Annotated in this window: 16 protein-coding genes and 1 tRNA gene; 10 read left to right on the forward strand and 7 right to left on the reverse strand. The window is 65.8% G+C overall.

The genetic code is table 11. The annotated features are described in order from the left end of the window. Positions 1-1,123, forward strand: a 1,123-nt coding sequence (locus tag ACFOHJ_RS02240) for a hypothetical protein (protein ID WP_378218095.1), incomplete at its 5' end; no start/stop codon positions are given. A 149-nt stretch (positions 1,124-1,272) separates the two neighbouring features. Here ACFOHJ_RS02240 and ACFOHJ_RS02245 read toward each other — a convergent pair. The 3 genes from ACFOHJ_RS02245 to phaC all read right to left on the reverse strand — a co-directional run bounded on the left by ACFOHJ_RS02245 (position 1,273) and on the right by phaC (position 4,750). Next, positions 1,273-1,347 (reverse strand) — tRNA-Glu (locus tag ACFOHJ_RS02245). Between the two features lie 168 nt (positions 1,348-1,515). Beyond that, a complete protein-coding gene (locus ACFOHJ_RS02250) occupies positions 1,516-2,697 on the reverse strand; it encodes a YcbK family protein (protein ID WP_378218097.1) in 1,182 nt (393 codons plus the stop codon). Positions 2,698-2,917: 220 nt separating this feature from the next. Then, positions 2,918-4,750 carry a class I poly(R)-hydroxyalkanoic acid synthase gene (gene phaC / locus ACFOHJ_RS02255; RefSeq protein ID WP_378218099.1) on the reverse strand — a complete coding sequence of 611 codons (1,833 nt, stop codon included), beginning with the start codon at positions 4,748-4,750 and terminating at the stop codon, positions 2,918-2,920. A gap of 97 nt (positions 4,751-4,847) precedes the next feature. Here phaC and ACFOHJ_RS02260 point away from each other — a divergent pair, with 97 nt between their 5' ends. The 6 genes from ACFOHJ_RS02260 (at position 4,848) to recJ (ending at position 10,472) form a co-directional block, all read left to right on the forward strand. Further along, positions 4,848-5,249: a hypothetical protein gene (locus tag ACFOHJ_RS02260; protein ID WP_378218100.1), complete on the forward strand. Its 402-nt coding sequence runs from the start codon at positions 4,848-4,850 to the stop codon at positions 5,247-5,249. Between the two features lie 72 nt (positions 5,250-5,321). Continuing rightward, positions 5,322-6,539, forward strand: coding sequence for an LL-diaminopimelate aminotransferase (locus ACFOHJ_RS02265; RefSeq protein ID WP_378218102.1), 1,218 nt, complete (start codon positions 5,322-5,324; stop codon positions 6,537-6,539). Between the two features lie 49 nt (positions 6,540-6,588). After that, on the forward strand, positions 6,589-7,902 hold the full coding sequence (locus tag ACFOHJ_RS02270) for a homoserine dehydrogenase (RefSeq protein ID WP_378218104.1): 1,314 nt from the start codon (positions 6,589-6,591) through the stop codon (positions 7,900-7,902). Between the two features lie 121 nt (positions 7,903-8,023). Beyond that, entirely contained in the window at positions 8,024-8,191 is a 168-nt protein-coding gene (locus ACFOHJ_RS02275; protein WP_378218105.1) for a Thivi_2564 family membrane protein, read from the forward strand. A 71-nt stretch (positions 8,192-8,262) separates the two neighbouring features. Further along, complete coding sequence (locus ACFOHJ_RS02280) at positions 8,263-8,592, forward strand: hypothetical protein (protein ID WP_378218107.1); 330 nt, start codon at positions 8,263-8,265, stop codon at positions 8,590-8,592. 65 nt (positions 8,593-8,657) lie between these two features. Next, positions 8,658-10,472 (forward strand): single-stranded-DNA-specific exonuclease RecJ, encoded by a 1,815-nt coding sequence (gene recJ, locus ACFOHJ_RS02285; RefSeq protein ID WP_378218109.1) that lies wholly within the window; start codon positions 8,658-8,660, stop codon positions 10,470-10,472. A gap of 3 nt (positions 10,473-10,475) precedes the next feature. Here recJ and ACFOHJ_RS02290 read toward each other — a convergent pair whose 3' ends face one another. The 3 genes from ACFOHJ_RS02290 to folE form a co-directional block, all read right to left on the reverse strand. Continuing rightward, on the reverse strand, positions 10,476-11,444 hold the full coding sequence (locus tag ACFOHJ_RS02290; RefSeq protein WP_378218111.1) for a patatin family protein: 969 nt from the start codon (positions 11,442-11,444) through the stop codon (positions 10,476-10,478). Positions 11,445-11,529: 85 nt separating this feature from the next. Next, positions 11,530-11,985 carry a phosphoribosyl-AMP cyclohydrolase gene (hisI, locus tag ACFOHJ_RS02295; protein WP_378218113.1) on the reverse strand — a complete coding sequence of 152 codons (456 nt, stop codon included), beginning with the start codon at positions 11,983-11,985 and terminating at the stop codon, positions 11,530-11,532. A 23-nt stretch (positions 11,986-12,008) separates the two neighbouring features. Further along, positions 12,009-12,641 (reverse strand): GTP cyclohydrolase I FolE, encoded by a 633-nt coding sequence (gene folE / locus ACFOHJ_RS02300; RefSeq protein WP_378218115.1) that lies wholly within the window; start codon positions 12,639-12,641, stop codon positions 12,009-12,011. A 230-nt stretch (positions 12,642-12,871) separates the two neighbouring features. Here folE and ACFOHJ_RS02305 point away from each other — a divergent pair, with 230 nt between their 5' ends. After that, on the forward strand, positions 12,872-13,318 hold the full coding sequence (locus tag ACFOHJ_RS02305) for an iron-sulfur cluster assembly scaffold protein (RefSeq protein ID WP_378218397.1): 447 nt from the start codon (positions 12,872-12,874) through the stop codon (positions 13,316-13,318). A 28-nt stretch (positions 13,319-13,346) separates the two neighbouring features. Here ACFOHJ_RS02305 and ACFOHJ_RS02310 read toward each other — a convergent pair whose 3' ends face one another. Then, entirely contained in the window at positions 13,347-14,396 is a 1,050-nt protein-coding gene (locus ACFOHJ_RS02310; RefSeq protein ID WP_378218117.1) for an LLM class flavin-dependent oxidoreductase, read from the reverse strand. 216 nt (positions 14,397-14,612) lie between these two features. On the opposite strand from ACFOHJ_RS02310, the gene yidD reads away from it, so the two are divergent. Together yidD and ACFOHJ_RS02320 are read left to right on the forward strand one after the other, a co-directional pair. After that, entirely contained in the window at positions 14,613-14,972 is a 360-nt protein-coding gene (yidD, locus tag ACFOHJ_RS02315; RefSeq protein ID WP_378218118.1) for a membrane protein insertion efficiency factor YidD, read from the forward strand. Between the two features lie 119 nt (positions 14,973-15,091). Further along, the gene (locus ACFOHJ_RS02320) at positions 15,092-16,285 is read left to right on the forward strand and encodes a serine hydrolase (RefSeq protein ID WP_378218120.1); all 1,194 of its coding nucleotides are present in this window, start codon (positions 15,092-15,094) and stop codon (positions 16,283-16,285) included. The last annotated feature ends 66 nt before the right edge of the window (positions 16,286-16,351 follow it).

Here is a 16,351-nt window from a genome sequence, read left to right on the forward strand (position 1 = left end):
CCGCATGGGGGCGCTCTTCGGTCGTGCGGGCACTGTCTTTGCGCTGTTGACGGCGCTTGCGGTTTTTTCCGGCTGCCAGTCGTCGAGCCCCTCGGGGGCGCTCGAAAGCGTAGCGCCGCCTGCGGACGCCTCGACGCCTGTCGACCCGCCGAGCGCGGGGCAGGGCGCGCAGATCGCCTTGTTCATGGATGCCGGCATGGGCGGGGCCGCGGATGACTATCGCGATGGCGCCCTGCTGGCGGCGAAGGCGCTCGGCGGCGGCACCCTGGCGCTGACGGTACATGACCTTCGCGGAAAACCGGGCGATACCGCTGCCCAGGTGAAGGGGCAGCTGGCCGCGGATACGCGGTTTCTCATCGGCTCGCCGTCGCTCGGCAAGGCCTTCAAGGGCGTGGCCGCCAATCCGGCCGTCGTGCTTCTGGGCAGCGAGCCCCAGCCGGGAAGCGTGGCCATCGTCTCGGACGAGATCGATGCGGCGCTGGAGGCCGCGACCTATGCCGCAGGCCAGGGCCAGTCGAAGGTCATGGTGGTGGCGACACGCCCGTTGAGCAAGGCGCAGGAGCAGCGCTTGCGCGCCGGCATGACGAAGGGCGGGGCGCAACTGCTGGGGATCGTGACCGATCCCGGTTCCAGCGCGGGTCAGAAAAGCCTGGAAAAGCTTGGGGAGACCCAGGCGATGCTGCTGCTTGGCGCGGAGGCGCCGAGCGTCGTGGCACCGGCGCTGCGGCAGCGCGGCGGGTTGGGTGCGCAGGTTCCGTTCTTGGGCAGCCACGCCTGGCCAAGCGGCAGCTATGGCGAGCCGGCGCTGGAGGGTTCGCTGCTGGCGCTGATTGACCAGACGTCGCTGAAGCGGATTTCAAAGCGTTTCGAGCAGGCCTACGGGCGGCCGCTGTCGCTTGAAGCGGCGTATGGCTTCGATGCCGTCGCCGTCGCCGCGGGCCTTGCCCGGACGAAGGGCGGCCAGACCATATCGGCCGACGCCCTGCGCGGCTCGGCCGGTTTCGCCGGCGCCACCGGCGTCTTCCGCTTCGGGCCGGACGGCCGTGTCGAGCGGCGCCTGGCCATCTATCGGCTCAAGGGCGGCAAGCCCACCCTGCAACGGTCAGCGCCTGCCGGCTTCTGACGGGCAGGGATCGGTCGGGCGGTGAAAATGCCGCGCAGGCAAGCAAGGCCAGCGCTGGTCGCCAAAGCCGCAAGAGACGAGATCGCGCACAAGCGAGCCGTTGGCAGAAACTTCTGCAACGCCCGGCATTCGTGAGTCCATGGAAAGACTGGTACGCCCAACGGGACTCGAACCCGTGTCGCCGCCGTGAAAGGGCGGTGTCCTGACCGCTAGACGATGGGCGCGCTCAGTTGCAGCGGCTTATAGTGGGGCGAATGCAAACGGGCAACCCGTCTGCCGCGCTTCATGCAACTTTTTTCCACAGCCAGGCGCCGCGCTTGCAAAGACCAGCCGTTCCCGGCCGTAACAGGGCCGGTCAGCGGCGGCATTGCCTGCTTTGCGTGCGATAAAAGCTATTTGCGGCGACGGCAGCGCCAGTTCCAGTCGCGCTCGGGGCCGACGTCGATATGCACCGATTCGGTGTGGCAGTAGGTGCCGACGCCGCCACGTCCGGGCATGGAGCGCACGTAGCTCGCCAGTTCCCATTTGCTCACGCCGGGGATCTGGACGTCGGCTGCCGCGCAGTACATGTGCAGGGAGTTGCGCGCACCATTGGCGCGGCGGTTGCGATTCGGGTCGCGGAAGCCGGAGGTGACGATCATCTTCTTGCCGTAGCGGGCCTCGATCATCTTGAGGACGCGAACCAGCGACGGTTTCAGGCAGGCGACGTCGACGCTTTCGGTCTGCTTCAGCAGGCCGTTGGGCGCCAGTCGCGCCAGCCCGGCGGCGGACGCTACCTGATAGAGACCGGCGCCTTCGTCTTCATGCAGGTCGACGTCGCTTTCGTCGTCGATGCCGGACTTGCGCCTGATCTCGAACAGGGCCGTCTGGCGCACGCCGGGCAACGAGCCGTTGATCGAGGCGCGGTTTATTTCGTTGGCATCAACGATGAGCGGCTTCTCGCTGACCTCGACGGAAGCCAGGACCGGCTTCACCGCCTCTCGCGCCGGGTTGATCTCGACCACGGCAGGAGCGGGCGCTTCCGTGCGCGAGCCTCCGAACAGCGAGGCGAGGAACCCCTTCTTCTTCGGTGCGGCGTAAGCCTGCGGCTGCGGCTTTGGCGTCTCGCTGGCGGCGGCAAGCGCGGTATCGTTCGAGGCGGCCGACGGCTGCGTAGCCTCGGGCTGCGGCGCGGACGCCGCGGCGGCGGTCTGGGCGGCCGGTTGCTGCGCGCCGGCCTGCAAGGGCGCCGGCGTGCTGCCTGCAATGGTGTCGGCTCCGGCCGCTTCGGCGACCATGAAGCCGGCGCCGGGGCTGGGCGTGGGCAGGTAAGCGACTTCGGCCGGCAATTCGGTATTGCCTTCGGCCGTCATGAGGGTTTGTTCGCTGGTTGCGGCGGGCGCTTCGGAAGAGGCGACGGCGTCGGGCGAGGCCTCGGACGCGGCGGCTGTCGGCGCATTCGCCGCGTAGCCTGGCATGCCGGTGGACATCTCGGTCATGCTGGTGGAGGTGCAGGAGGCCAGGAGCACGGAAAAAAGCGCGGCCAGAACGGCGCGGCCCTTCCCCTTCGCAAGGCGCGATCCTGCTGGTTTCAAACTACAGTTCCCCTCACTGTCGGCGCCATGCCTAGTCGTCGGCCGTTGAAGCGATGCCCGTCGGAAACGCCAGGCTCCAAAAACCGGAAGCCAGACCTGTGTCAAACAGGCAACCCCCGAAATAAATTCGCAAAAACGCGCAGATTCGGGCCGCCCGTGTATTGACGCTACCTTTCGCCAGCTTTTGGCGACCCGTCAACTCACCGCACATTACAGAATGTTACACGCGCACCTTCACGTAGCTTCCCGGCGCGTCGCCGAGAACTGTCAGGTTGTCGCCTGGCATGCGTGCGGCAACGCGCCGGTTGTCCTGGCGTTCGATCCAGTTTTGCCAGTGCGGCCACCAGGAGCCGGGGTTTTCCTGCGCTTTCGCGACCCAGTCCTGGAATTCGCCGACGGGCTTGCCGCCGGTGAAGTGCTGGTATTTGCCCGCTGCCGGCGGGTTCACGACGCCGGCGATATGGCCGGAGCCGGCCATCACGAACTCGACGTCGCCGCCGAAAAACCGGCTGCCGAGAAAGACCGAGCGTGCCGGGGCGATGTGGTCTTCCCGGGTGGAGAGGTTGTAGATGGGGATGGTGACGTCCGCGAGCGACACGGTACGGCCGCCCAGTTCCATCCGGCCTTGCGACAGGTTGTTCTCGAGATAGCAGTTGCGCAGGTAGAAGGAGTGGTTGGCGGCGGCCATGCGGGTGGAATCGGCGTTCCAGTAAAGCAGGTCGAAGGGCAGGGGGTCCTTGCCGCGCATGTAGTTGTTGACGACATAGGGCCAGATCAGGTCGCCGGAGCGCAGCATGTTGAAGGCCGTCGCCATCTTGGTGCCGTCGAGATAGCCCTTTTCGTTCATCGACCGCTCGACGGCGGCCACCTGGTCCTCGTCGACGAACACTTTGAGGTCGCCGGCATAGGTGAAGTCGACTTGGGTCGTGAACAGGGTGGCCGAGCGGATGCGGTGGTCGCCTTCCTGCGCCAGCAGCGCCAGCGCCGCCGCCAGCAGCGTGCCGCCGACGCAGTAGCCTATGGCATTGACCTCGTGCTCGCCGGTAGCCGTCTCCACGATGTCGAGGCCATATTGCAGGCCCTCGCGGATATAGGCCTCCCAATCCTTGGCGCCATGGCGCTCGTCGGGGTTGATCCACGAGATGACGAACACCGTATGGCCCTGCTCGATCGCCCAGCGGATGAAGGATTTCTGCGGGTTGAGGTCGAGGATGTAGAACTTGTTGATCCATGGCGGACAGATCAGCAGCGGCCGCTTCAGCACCGTTTCGGTCGCGGGGGTGTACTGGATGATTTCGGCGACGTCGCTGCGCCCCACCACCTTGCCGGGCGTCACGGCGAGATTGCGGCCGATTTCGAAGGTCGCGCTGTCGGCCTGCCGCAGCTTGAGGTCGCCCTTGCCGGCGGCGATGTCCTCGGCCAGCATCTTCATGCCACGCACCAGGTTTTCGCCGTTCGAGGCCACCGTCTCGCGAAACAGCTCGGGATTGGTGAGAATGAAGTTCGACGGCGAGATGGCGTTCGAGACCTGTTTGACGTAGAAGCCGGCCTTGTGGCGGGTATGCTCGTCCAGGCCTTCGGCGTGTTCGACCAGATCGGCAGCCCAGCGCGAGGTGACGAGATAAGTCTGCTTCAGGAAATCGAAGAACGCGTTGCGGCCCCATTCGGGGTCCAGGAACCGCTTGTCGCCGCGCTCGGGCTGGACCGCGTCGTCGGGCTGGTCATTGCCGCTGGCGCGCTGCACGGCGTTCGCCCACACGCCCATGTAGCCGGCGAAAAGACGCGTCTGCGCTTCGAGCGCGCGCTGCGGATCGGAAAGCCAGTATTCGGTGAGCTTGGAGAACGTCTTGACCATGTCGGCCGCCGGTTCGGCGACATGGTCGCGCACTTCGCCGCGCTCGCGCGGTTGGGCCCAGGCGGAGGCGGCCTTGCCGGCCTGCTCGACCATGCGCGCCACGTTGAGCGCGAAGCTTTCCGGGTCCTTCACCACATACTGGTCGACGGACGGGATTTCGGCGTCGGGCGTCTTGTGCGGGTCGCTTGCCTTTCCCATAGGATTAAGTGTTTCCTCCCGTCGCTGATGTTGCCATGTTATCACGGGACGGCAAGCCCGGTCCAATACGCACTACCTTGATCGCCAGGGAAACAATATGACCATTCGTACGGGGAATGCCCTCTTTTCAGGCGCCGGATTTTGCCGCGTCGCGGTCACCGCGGCCGTGCTGGCGGCGGGGCTGGCGGTCGCCGGTTGCGGCGGCGGCAGCGCGGCCGGCGAGGCGGTTCCCGTGGCGCAGGGCGCGCGCGACACCGGGACCTATCCCAACCTGAACATCAAGCCGGAAGTCGCGGCGCAACAGTTCACGGATGCCGAGAGGGACGCCAAGCTCAAGGAGCTTAAGGCCGTGCGGGACCGGGCGGCGGCTTCGCCGGGCGTGACGACGGAGGCGGCGGACGCGGCCGCGCTGGACAAACTGGCCAGGAATCACGCCGGCGACGCGCTCAAGCAAATCGAAGGCAAGTGCGATCCCGCACTCGACCCGACCTGCAAATGAGTCTATAGCCCGCGACAGGTCGGAACGCTGGGTTCCGCCTGTTTCGCTCGACGTCTGCTGCCGGGATTCGTCATGGAAGAATTTCACAAGGTTCGCCGCCTGCCGCCTTACGTTTTCGAACAGGTCAACCGGCTGAAGGCAGCCGCGCGGGCACGTGGGGCCGACATCGTCGACCTCGGCATGGGCAATCCCGACCTGCCGACGCCCAAGGCCATCGTCGACAAGCTGTGCGAGGTCGTGCGCGACCCACGCACGCACCGCTATTCCTCCTCGCGCGGCATTCCCGGCCTGCGCAAGGCCCAAGCCAATTACTATGCCCGCCGGTTCGGCGTGAAACTCAATCCCGACACCCAGGTGGTGGCCACCCTCGGCTCGAAGGAAGGCTTCGCCAACATGGCGCAGGCGATCACCGCGCCGGGCGACGTGGTGCTGTGCCCGAACCCGACCTATCCGATCCATGCCTTCGGCTTCATCATGTCGGGCGGCGTCATCCGCTCCATGCAGGTCGAGCCCGACGACGGCTTCATCCCGGCGCTGGAGCGAGGCGTCAAGCATTCGATCCCGAAGCCGCTGGCGCTGATCCTCAACTATCCGTCGAATCCGACGGCGCTGGTCGCCTCGCTCGACTTCTACAAGGACGTGGTGGCCTTCGCGAAGAAGAACGACCTCATCATCCTTTCCGACCTTGCCTATTCCGAGATCTATTTCGACGGCAACCCGCCGCCGTCCGTGCTCGAGGTGCCGGGCGCGATGGATGTCGCGGTCGAATTCACCTCGATGTCGAAGACCTTTTCCATGCCGGGCTGGCGCATGGGCTTTGCCGTCGGCAACGAGCGGCTGATCTCGGCGCTGACCCGGGTAAAGTCCTATCTCGACTACGGCGCCTTCACGCCGATCCAGGTCGCCGCTACCGCTGCGCTGAACGGCGATGGCTCCGACATCGCCGAGGTACGCGAGGTCTACCACAAGCGCCGCGACGTCATGGTCGATGCGTTCGGCCGCGCCGGCTGGGCCATTCCGGCGCCGGCGGCCTCGATGTTCGCCTGGGCGCCGATCCCGGAGGCATTCCGCCATCTCGGCTCGCTGGAATTCTCCAAGCTCCTGATCGAGCATGCCGACGTGGCGGTGGCGCCGGGCGTGGGCTTTGGCGAATACGGGGACGATTTCGTGCGCGTGGCGCTGGTCGAGAACGAGCATCGCATCCGCCAGGCCGCGCGCAACATCAAGCGCTTCCTGTCGACGAGCGCCAAGCCAACCGACAATGTGGTGCCGCTTTCCGCTCATCGCTGAGCCAGCCTTGCCGCATTTTGCCGAATTCGAATAGGGGACGCCGCCAGTCATGGCCGAAGCATTGCGTGTTGGAATTGCCGGATTGGGCACGGTCGGGGCCTCGGTGGTGCGCGTCCTGCACGACAAGGCGGCGGAACTTGCCCGCCAGTGCGGCCGCGCCATCGAGGTGGTCGCCGTATCGGCCCGCGATCCCAGGCGCGAGCGTGGCATCGATCTTGGCACTGCCAGCTGGTTCGACGATCCGGTAAAGCTTGCCCAGGCCGACGGCATCGACGTTTTCGTGGAACTGATCGGCGGCGACGAAGGCCCGGCGCGGGCCTGCGTCAAGGCGGCGCTGGAAGCCGGGCGGCATGTGGTGACCGCCAACAAGGCGCTGCTTGCCAAGCATGGCGTGGCGCTGGCCGAGATCGCCGAGAAGAAGGGCGTGCTGCTGAACTACGAGGCGGCGGTGGCCGGCGGCATCCCGGTCATCAAGACGATGCGCGAGGCGATGGCCGGCAACAGCATTTCGCGCGTGTTCGGCATCCTCAACGGCACCTGCAACTATATCCTCACCCGCATGGAGGCCGAGGGCCTTTCCTTCGAGGACTGTCTCAAGGACGCGCAGCGGCTCGGCTATGCCGAGGCCGATCCGACCTTCGACATCGAAGGCAACGACACCGCCCACAAGCTCTCCATCCTGACCAGCCTTGCCTTCGGCACGAAGATCGCCGCCGACAGCATCTATCTGGAAGGCATCTCCAACATCACGCAGGCCGACATCCGGGCCGCGGGCGAACTCGGTTACCGGATCAAGCTGCTCGGCGTCGCCCAGCGCACCGACAGCGGCATCGAGCAGCGCGTGCATCCGACGATGGTGCCGACCGCTTCCGTCATCGCGCAGGTCAACGGCGTGACCAACGCGGTCGCGATAGAGACCGACATTCTGGGCGAACTGCTGCTGTCGGGGCCGGGGGCAGGGGGCAACGCCACCGCGTCGGCCGTCATCGGCGACATCGCCGACATCGCCAAGAGCCGCCCCGGCTTCCAGCACGGACCCGTCTTCGGCCGGCCGGCGAAGGAGCTGGTGCCCTACAAGAAAGCGCAGATGCGCGCGCATGCCGGCGGCTATTTCATCCGGCTGACCGTGCATGACCGCATCGGCGTCTTCGCGGCGATCGCCAAGCGCATGGCCGAGAACGACATCTCGCTGGAATCGATCGTCCAGCATGCCGACGGGCTGGGCGCCGCCCAGCAGAAGACCGTCATCCTGGTCACGCATGAAACTACGGAGCAGGCGGTGCGCAAGGCCGTCGACAACGTAACCAGGGACGGTCACCTGACTTCGAAGCCGCAGGTCATCCGTATCGAGCGGGCCGGCTGATGAAGCTCATTTCTGGGCGGTGAAGTGGATTGCAGGGCACGGCCGTGCCCCTGCTGTGGAACTTTCGGCCCGGGAATGCCGTTATCTCCCTTGTTTGAAGTATCATTCAAGTGAGGGATAAATGGCCGCAAGTCTTTTGATCAGCGTTCTGATCACGTTTCTCGTCATCATTCTGGTTCTTTACCTCGTGCAACGGTTGCCCTTGGACGGGCGTACACGCCAGATCGTGCAGATCGTCGTTATCGTGATCGGTATCATTTCCTTGCTGAAATACCTGGCTGTTTTCTGATCCCTCGCCGGGTGGAACCAAAGCAGGCAGTCGCCGTTTTCGCGATGATGAGACAAGGAAAGGAATTCTAAATGGTCGACACCCCCAAGGCCGACGATGTCCAGGAAGCCATGAAGAAGCAGATCGCCGAGCTTCGCCGGGAGATGAACAAGATCAACAAGGCCCTGGCGGCGCGGGCCGAGGAAGTCTCGGAGGAAGCTTCGGGCTGGGTCAGCAGCGCTTCCGACAGCGCATCGAGGGCCGCGCAGCAACTGCGCAACAGGGCACAGACGGTTTCAGAAGCCGTCCAGGAAAACCCTGGCACCGTTTCCTCGGCGCTGGTTCTCGGCGGCGTCCTCGGCTTTGTCCTGGGAATGCTCGCCGGGCAGGCGTCCAATTCGCACGACCGGCGCTGGTATTGATCCGCCAACCGATCAGGGCGGCAAATTCCAGTACCTTCCCGGGAGAGCGTCGCCTATTGTAGGGCATGACGATTCATGGGCGGCCTGCCGGCGTGGGAGGCGACAAGCGGTATTTTCTCGATGTGCGGCGCTCGGCCACCGGTGTTTCCTGGCAACACCGGCTGACCGAGCGGCAGGACATGGGCGCGCTGGCCATCGCGCAGGCGCTCGGCGTTCCCGACGTGGTGGCGCGGGTGCTGGCCGGGCGCGGCGTCGATGCCGCGGGGGCTGAGCGGTTTCTCGACCCGACCATCCGCGACCTCTTGCCCGATCCGACCTCGCTGACCGACATGGAGAAGGCGGCGTCGCGGATCGCCGATGCGGTCGTCGCCGGAGAAAGGGTGGCGATCTTCGGCGACTACGATGTCGACGGGGCCGCGTCCTCGGCGCTTATGAAGCGGTTTCTCGACCATTTCGGCATCCAGTCGGAAATCTACATTCCCGATCGTATCTTCGAGGGCTACGGGCCTAATCCCGACGCGATGCGCGAACTCGTCTCGCGCGGGGCCGGCCTGATCGTCACGGTCGATTGCGGCACCAACAGCGCCGCTTCCATCGATGCGGCGAAGGCGGCGGGGACCGATGTCGTCGTGCTCGACCATCATCAGGTCGGCGGCGCGCTGCCGGCAGCGGCGAGCGCCGTCGTCAACCCGAACCGCGAGGACGACCTTTCCGGGCAGGGCCATCTGTGCGCGGCCGGCGTGGTGTTCCTGACGCTGGTGCAGACGGCAAAAAGCCTGCGCGAGCGATTGCCCGACGCGCCCCGGCCAGACCTGCTTGCCCTGCTCGACCTGGTCGCGCTCGGCACGGTCTGCGACGTGGTGCCGCTTACCGGCGTCAACCGCGCCTTTGTCGTCAAGGGCTTGCAGGTGGTGCGCCAGCAACGCAACGTCGGCCTGGCCGCGTTGACGCAGGTGGCGCGCATCGGTGAACCGGTCAGTCCCTTCCATCTCGCCTTCCTGATCGGGCCGCGCATCAATGCCGGCGGGCGCATCGGCGATGCGGCGCTGGGCAGCCGGCTGCTGGCCACCGACGATCCGGTCGAGGCGCGCACCATCGCCGAGACGCTCGACCGCCTGAACCAGGAGCGGCAGGCGATGGAGCAGGAGATGCTGGCCGAGGCGCGCGCCGAGGCCGATGCCGAAATCGCCGGGGGTGCCGGCCCCGCCGTGCTCGTCACCGCCAGCGACCGCTGGCATCCGGGCATCGTCGGCCTTCTGGCCTCGCGGCTGAAGGACCACGCGCGCCGGCCGGCCTTCGCGGTTCACTTCAATGCCAACGGCACCGGTACCGGGTCGGGCCGCTCGATCACCGGTTTCGATCTCGGCCGACTGGTGCGCGCGGCCGCCGAGGCCGGACTGCTGGTCAAGGGCGGCGGCCACGCCATGGCGGCCGGCATCACCGTGGAGCGGGACAAGCTCGGCGCGCTGCGGGCGTTCTTCGAGGAGCACGCCGCCGAAGACGTTTTTCGTCTCCAGGGCGAGGAGGCGCTGTCGATAGACGCGGCGCTCGCGGCCGAGGGGGCGACGCTCGACCTGCTCGATTCGCTCGAAAAGGCCGGGCCGTTCGGGGCCGGCCATGTGGCGCCGGTTTTCGTGCTGCCGCGCCACCGGCTGGCCGATGCGCGCCTGGTCGGGACGAACCACATTCGCGTCGAACTGCAATCGCAGAGCGGCGGGCGCGTACAGGCGATCGCGTTCCGGGCGGCCGATACCGCGCTGGGCGATTTCCTGCTCGGCAACCGTGGCCAACTGGTCCACGTCGCCGGATCCCTGTCGGGAAACTACTGGAACGGCAGCCGCACCGTGCAGTTGCGCATCATCGACGCGGCGCTTGCCTGAAGGTCAGAGCGTCGCCTGGAGCCGTTCGAGCTCGGCGATCTGCACCATGGTGGTCTCGTAGCCGATCTGGATCGCTTCGCTGGCGCGGTGGAATTCGGTCATGCCGATATGGCCGAGCTTCGGGTAGAGCGACAGATCGGGCGGGTCGCCGGCGAGCCTTGCCCGTGAAATGCGGTCCTGGATGATGTTGAAGGCATCGACCATCACGCCGGTGATGCCGAGGCGGCTTTCCTTGGCTTCCGCTTCGCTTTGCGCGCGCGGCGAGGCCGGCGCCATGTTCGCCACGGCCAGTTCTCCGGCATTGTGCCGGATCACCGCCGAGCGGCCGAAATTGTCGTAGGCCAGGTTGACGGCGACGACCAGCGGCTGCTCGTACGCGCGGCAGACCGGAACCGGCACCGGATCGACCAGCGCGCCGTCCACCAGGGTGCGGCCGTTGCAGGTCACCGGCTCGAACACGCCGGGCAGCGCATAGGAGGCGCGCATGGCGGTAACCAGCGAGCCGCTGGTCAGCCAGATCTCGTGGCCGGTGCGGATTTCGGAGGCGACGGCGACGAAGGGTTTGGGCAGGTCCTCGATCAGCGTGCCGTCGAGGCGATCGCGCAGGCGTGCGTCGAGTTTCATGCCGCCGAACAGGCCGTTGCCGCGCAGATTGAGGTCGAGCAGGCCGAAAATGCGCCTTTTGGTCAGGCTGCGGGCGAATTCCTCGAGCTGGTCGAGCTTGCCGGCGAGATAGCAGCCGCCGACGAGTGCGCCGATCGAGGTGCCGGCGATCATCGATATCTCGATGCCGGCTTCGTCCATGGCGCGCAGGACGCCGATATGCGACCAGCCGCGCGCGCAGCCGCCGCCCAGCGCCAGGGCTATTCCGGTTTTTCCGGCTCTGCGGGTAACGGCGACGCCTCCGGCCGAGGCGGGGCCGTTGGCCTCCTTCAGGTCTGGTTTACTGCGCAATGACGCCCAGTCGAGCATCACGATCTCCTTGTCCCATGTTCACCCTAGCATCGTTGGCGTGTCGAAACAGTGAACATTGGTTCAGGTTGCACCAGACTGTCGGCTAGATGCTTCGATACGTCTTTTGCGGGTCGAACAGCGGCTTTGCGCCGTCCATGGTAAGCTTGGCCTGGCCATCGGCCATTTCCACCGTCCGGTAGAAGCAGGAACGCCGCCCGGTATGGCAGGTTGCGTCGTGGCCCAACACATTCACGCGCAGCCAGACGGCATCCTGGTCACAATCCGTGAGCACGGATACGACTTCCTGCACGTTGCCGGAGGTTTCGCCCTTCTTCCACAGCGCCTTGCGCGAGCGCGACCAATAGTGCGCGACGCCGGTTTCCAGTGTCAGCGCCAGCGCCTCGGCGTTCATGTGGGCGACCATCAGGAGCATGCCGTCGGCGGCGTCGGTGACGACGGCCGTGACGAGGCCATTGGCGTCGAAGCGCGGCGAAAAGACGCTGCCTTGCTCCAGTTCGCTCTTGTCCTTCGGGGCCGGGGGGAAATTCAGTACCGTCATCGCCGGCCCTTCTCCTGGCTGGTCTATTTGGCGCCGCGAACGAGGTTGATGAAGCGCGCCTGTTCTTCCGGGTTGTCCTTGAGCACGCCCGTAAAGGTGGAGGTCAGCGTCGTCGAACCCTGCTTGCGGATGCCGCGCATGGCGATGCACATATGCTCGGCCTCCAGGATGACGGCGACGCCGCGCGGTTTCAGCACGTCCTGGATGACGCCGGCGATCTGCGCGGTCATGGCTTCCTGCGTCTGCAGGCGATGAGCGAAGATTTCGACCACGCGGATGATCTTCGACAGGCCGACGACCTTGCCGTCGGGCAGGTAGCCGACGTGCGCCTTGCCGATGATCGGCACCATGTGGTGCTCGCAGTGCGAATGGAACTCGATGTCCTTGACGATGACGAGGTCGTTGTAGCCCGCCACCTCCTCGAAGGTGCGGCCAAGTTCCTCGGCGGGGTCCATGTGGTAGCCGGAGAACATTTCGCGATAGGCCTTGGCGACGCGCTTGGGCGTGTCGAGCAGGCCTTCGCGGTCCGGATTGTCGCCGGTCCAGCGCAGCAGCACGCGCACCGCGGCTTCCACCTCGGCCTGGCTCGGCCGGCCCTTGTCGTGGGTTTCGGGCTTGTCGGTCTGCGACGAGAATTTCTTGATTACGGCATCCATAGAAGGTGTCTCCCGTAGTCCCCCTCGGTGGAGGGACGAGTTGAACGGACCACAGCCTTTACGGATCTCCTGAAATGGGCCCGAAAGCGGCGTGACATGGTTCCGGTCAATAGACGCTGCGTTTGCCTTGTCGTTCCCGGACCATGAGCATTATATAGAGATCGGCGTCGCGAATGAAAGATGTGCAAGCGGCAATCGCTGCTCATCCGGCGGCGCGGGAGCGCGGGATCGTGATCGACGACATCTATAATGCGAAAATTCTCGGGTTTGCCGGCAATATCGAACGCATCGGCCGGCTCGAACACCCCGACGCGACGGCGAAGGCGCACTCCAAGCTTTGCGGCTCTACCGTCACGGTCGACCTTTCGATGGAAAACGGCGTCGTCACCGACTTTGCCCACGATGTGAAGGCATGCGCGCTGGGGCAGGCGTCGTCCTCGATCATGGCGCGGCATGTGATCGGCGCGAGCGCCGAGGAATTGCGCGCGGTGCGACAGACCATGCAGAAGATGCTGAAGGAAAACGGGCCGCCGCCGGAAGGCCGGTTCGCGGACCTGAAATATCTGGAACCGGTGCGCGACTACAAGGCGCGCCACGCGTCCACCATGCTGACCTTCGACGCGGTGGTGGACTGTCTCGACCAGATCGAGAAGAGGCAGGCCGAAGAGGCGGCCTGAGCCGCCTCCCGGCTTTGTCGGATCGGCTTCAAGCCGCTTTTTCCTTTTGCGAGAGCATGTCGCGCACCATCGGGATGACCTTGGTGCCGTAGAGTTCGATGCTCTTCATCATCTTCTCGTGGCTCGTGGTGCCAGACGAATATTTCAGGTCGAAGCGGTCGTTGCCCAGCGCGCGCACGGTCGCGGCGATCTTCTTCGCCACCGTTTCCGGCGAGCCGGCATAGGTCGAGCCGTGCTCGATCTCGCGGATGAAGCTGTCCTTGGTCGTCTCCGGCCAGCCGCGTTCGCGCCCGATGCGGTCGTGCATGGCCTTGTAGCCCGGCCACAGTTCCTCGCGCGCCTGTTCGTCGGTTTCGGCCACGTAGCCGGGCGAATGCACGCCGAGCGGCATCGGGCCGGTGCCCATCTGCTGTTGCGCCCTGCCGTAGAGCTCGACGAAGGGCAGGAAGCGCTTCGGGTCGCCGCTGATGATGGCGAGCGTCATCGGGATCTTGTAGTGGACCGAGCGCACGACCGATTCCGGGCTGCCGCCGACCCCAATCCAGGCGCTCAGCCGGCCATGCTCGATCTCGGGATGCACGGTGACCCCCTTGAGCGGCGGCCGCAGCTGGCCTTCCCAGTCCACCGGGCCGTTTTCCAGCAGCGCGGCGAACAGGTCGAGCTTTTCGTTGAACAGGACCTCGTAGTCGTTGAGCTTGTAGCCGAACAGCGGGAAGGACTCCGTGAAGGAGCCGCGGCCGAGGATGACTTCGGCGCGCCCGTTCGACAGCGCGTTGACGGTCGAGAACCGCTCGAACACCCGGATCGGATCGTCGGAAGACAGCACGGTGACGGCCGAGCCCAGCTTGATGCGTTTCGTGCGCGTCGCGATGCCTGCCAGCACGACCTCGGGCGCCGAAACCGCGAAATCGGAGCGGTGGTGCTCGCCGACGCCGATGAAATCGACGCCGGTCTCGTCCGCGAGGATGGCTTCGTCCACGACGTTGCGGATGACTTGCGCCTGCGACAGCAGCTTGCCGTCGGCATCGACCGTGACGTCGCCAAAGGTGTCCATCCCGAATTCAATTGCTTTGGTCATGGTCATTCTCGTTCCGCGGGTTTCCGGTCGAGCCGGTCGCGTGAGGGCGCTTCGCCGGATGATTCCTGTGACGCGCCGAACTGTTTGACGAGCAAGATAGGATCGGCGGCGCTGATGTTCAAACTGAACGAACAGCACTCACTGTTCGATAAAATTTGACGGTGAAGGCGGCCTCGCATGGCGGCTGCGAAGGGCTTATGATGTGGCGGAGGCGTCATGAACGAACACTACCAGCACCGGCACAAGGCTTATTCCCGCAACTGGGGCGGTCCCTGGCGCAAGACGCCGGGCAGGGTGCTCGGCACGGCCCTGGTGCGGCTTTATCAACTGACCTTGTCCGGCTTCGTCGGCAATTCCTGCCGGCACATGCCGACCTGTTCGGAATATGCCTATGAGGCGATCGCGAGGCATGGGCTGTGGGCCGGCGGCTGGATGGGCCTGTTCCGGGTGGCACGCTGCGGCCCCGGCGGCACCAGCGGCATCGACAACGTCGCCGAGGTGCTTTCGCCGCGCTATCGTTGGTTCACGCCCTGGCGCTACCGCGAGATCGGCCGCAGGGCCGGCGGCAATCGTTAATATTGCGCTCATTTTTTATTAGCGAACCGTTACCATAGTGGGGCCGGAAGCCGCGTCCGTTTTGCGGTTTCGGCAGATTTTTGTTTTCCCATAAGCGGATTTCGATCGGGGAGAGGTGGATGCTGGTTGGTTGTGCGCGCAGGCGGCTCCGTCGCGGCTTGGCCGCATTGGCCGTGGCGGGGGCGGTGGTGCTCAGCGCCGGCGCAGCCATGGCCAAGACCTCGTGGGCAGTGCTCGATGCCGACAGGGGCGTCTTCGTTGGGGAGGACGGTGGCCGCCGCGTCCAGCCGCCGGCCTCGCTCGCCAAGATGATGACCATCTATCTGGTGTTCGAGGCGATCCGCGACGGCCGCCTGCACTGGAACGACCGGATCGTGGTGTCGCGCAACGCGTCCCGCAAGATTCCGACCAAGCTCTGGGTCAAGCCCGGCAGTTCCATCACCGTCAGGGAGGCGGTGAACGGCATGATCGTCGTTTCCGCCAACGACGCGGCAGCGGCCATCGGCGAGCACCTGGCCGGCTCCGAAGCCGCCTTCGGCCGGCTGATGACGCGCAAGGGCAAGAGACTGGGGCTGAAGCATACGGTTTTCACCAACCCGTCCGGCCTGACCGACGGACGCAGGCAGACGACCACGGCACGCGACATGGCCTTGCTCGGGCTTGCCCTGCAGCGTGATTTTCCGAAGGAATACCGGCTGTTCTCGCAGCGCTCCTTCGTCTTTCGCGGCAAGCGGCGGCGGGGCCACAACAACCTCATGTACCGCTATGACGGCGTCGACGGCATCAAGACCGGCTACACGAGCGCTGCCGGTTTCAATCTGGTGAGTTCGCTCAACGTCAACGGCGGCCATCTGATCGGGGCGGTGCTTGGCGGCAAGACGGCGCGCCAGCGCGATAACCGCATGGCGGCCCTGCTCGACCGTTTCCGCAAGACCAAGGCCAAGGCGTCGCCGCCGATTGCCGCGCGGGTGCCGCTGCCGACGCCCCGGTCGGCCGTCGAGCTTGCGATGGCCGAAGAAGCGCCGATCGAGCAGGGCGACGGCGGCTTTGCCGTGCCGGCCTTTTCGGCCTGGAGCATCCAGATCGCCGCCCTGCCGACTGAGGGTGCGGCGCGCGCGCTGCTGGACAGGGCGAGCGGCCTGGTCCGTTCCCTTCATGCCGACGCCGTAGCGCAGGTGGAGCCGACCAGGCGCGGCGGCAAGACGCTCTATCGCGCCCGCTTCGAAGGCTTCGCGGACAGCGAGGCCGCCGCTTGGGCCTGTTCCGTGCTCAAGCAGAGAAAGCTCGACTGCATCACCGTGGAAGCGCCCTGAGGCAGGGCTTTGGCGTGGCGATGCCTGCGCGCGCCTTTACTCCGGCATGAACTGACACTATCAGAC

It is taken from the genome of Aquamicrobium soli (assembly GCF_042646345.1).
Classification (GTDB): domain Bacteria; phylum Pseudomonadota; class Alphaproteobacteria; order Rhizobiales; family Rhizobiaceae; genus Mesorhizobium; species Mesorhizobium soli_A.

What these genes read in the sequence shown, in the direction of transcription:
- phaC (WP_378218099.1), bottom strand. Translation starts at nt 4,750, where the DNA reads ATGGGAAAGGCAAGCGACCCGCACAAGACGCCCGACGCCGAAATCCCG.
- ACFOHJ_RS02260 (WP_378218100.1), top strand. Translation starts at nt 4,848, where the DNA reads ATGACCATTCGTACGGGGAATGCCCTCTTTTCAGGCGCCGGATTTTGC.
- ACFOHJ_RS02265 (WP_378218102.1), top strand. Translation starts at nt 5,322, where the DNA reads ATGGAAGAATTTCACAAGGTTCGCCGCCTGCCGCCTTACGTTTTCGAA.
- ACFOHJ_RS02270 (WP_378218104.1), top strand. Translation starts at nt 6,589, where the DNA reads ATGGCCGAAGCATTGCGTGTTGGAATTGCCGGATTGGGCACGGTCGGG.
- ACFOHJ_RS02275 (WP_378218105.1), top strand. Translation starts at nt 8,024, where the DNA reads ATGGCCGCAAGTCTTTTGATCAGCGTTCTGATCACGTTTCTCGTCATC.
- ACFOHJ_RS02280 (WP_378218107.1), top strand. Translation starts at nt 8,263, where the DNA reads ATGGTCGACACCCCCAAGGCCGACGATGTCCAGGAAGCCATGAAGAAG.
- recJ (WP_378218109.1), top strand. Translation starts at nt 8,658, where the DNA reads ATGACGATTCATGGGCGGCCTGCCGGCGTGGGAGGCGACAAGCGGTAT.
- ACFOHJ_RS02290 (WP_378218111.1), bottom strand. Translation starts at nt 11,444, where the DNA reads ATGCTCGACTGGGCGTCATTGCGCAGTAAACCAGACCTGAAGGAGGCC.
- hisI (WP_378218113.1), bottom strand. Translation starts at nt 11,985, where the DNA reads ATGACGGTACTGAATTTCCCCCCGGCCCCGAAGGACAAGAGCGAACTG.
- folE (WP_378218115.1), bottom strand. Translation starts at nt 12,641, where the DNA reads ATGGATGCCGTAATCAAGAAATTCTCGTCGCAGACCGACAAGCCCGAA.
- ACFOHJ_RS02310 (WP_378218117.1), bottom strand. Translation starts at nt 14,396, where the DNA reads ATGACCAAAGCAATTGAATTCGGGATGGACACCTTTGGCGACGTCACG.
- yidD (WP_378218118.1), top strand. Translation starts at nt 14,613, where the DNA reads ATGAACGAACACTACCAGCACCGGCACAAGGCTTATTCCCGCAACTGG.
- ACFOHJ_RS02320 (WP_378218120.1), top strand. Translation starts at nt 15,092, where the DNA reads ATGCTGGTTGGTTGTGCGCGCAGGCGGCTCCGTCGCGGCTTGGCCGCA.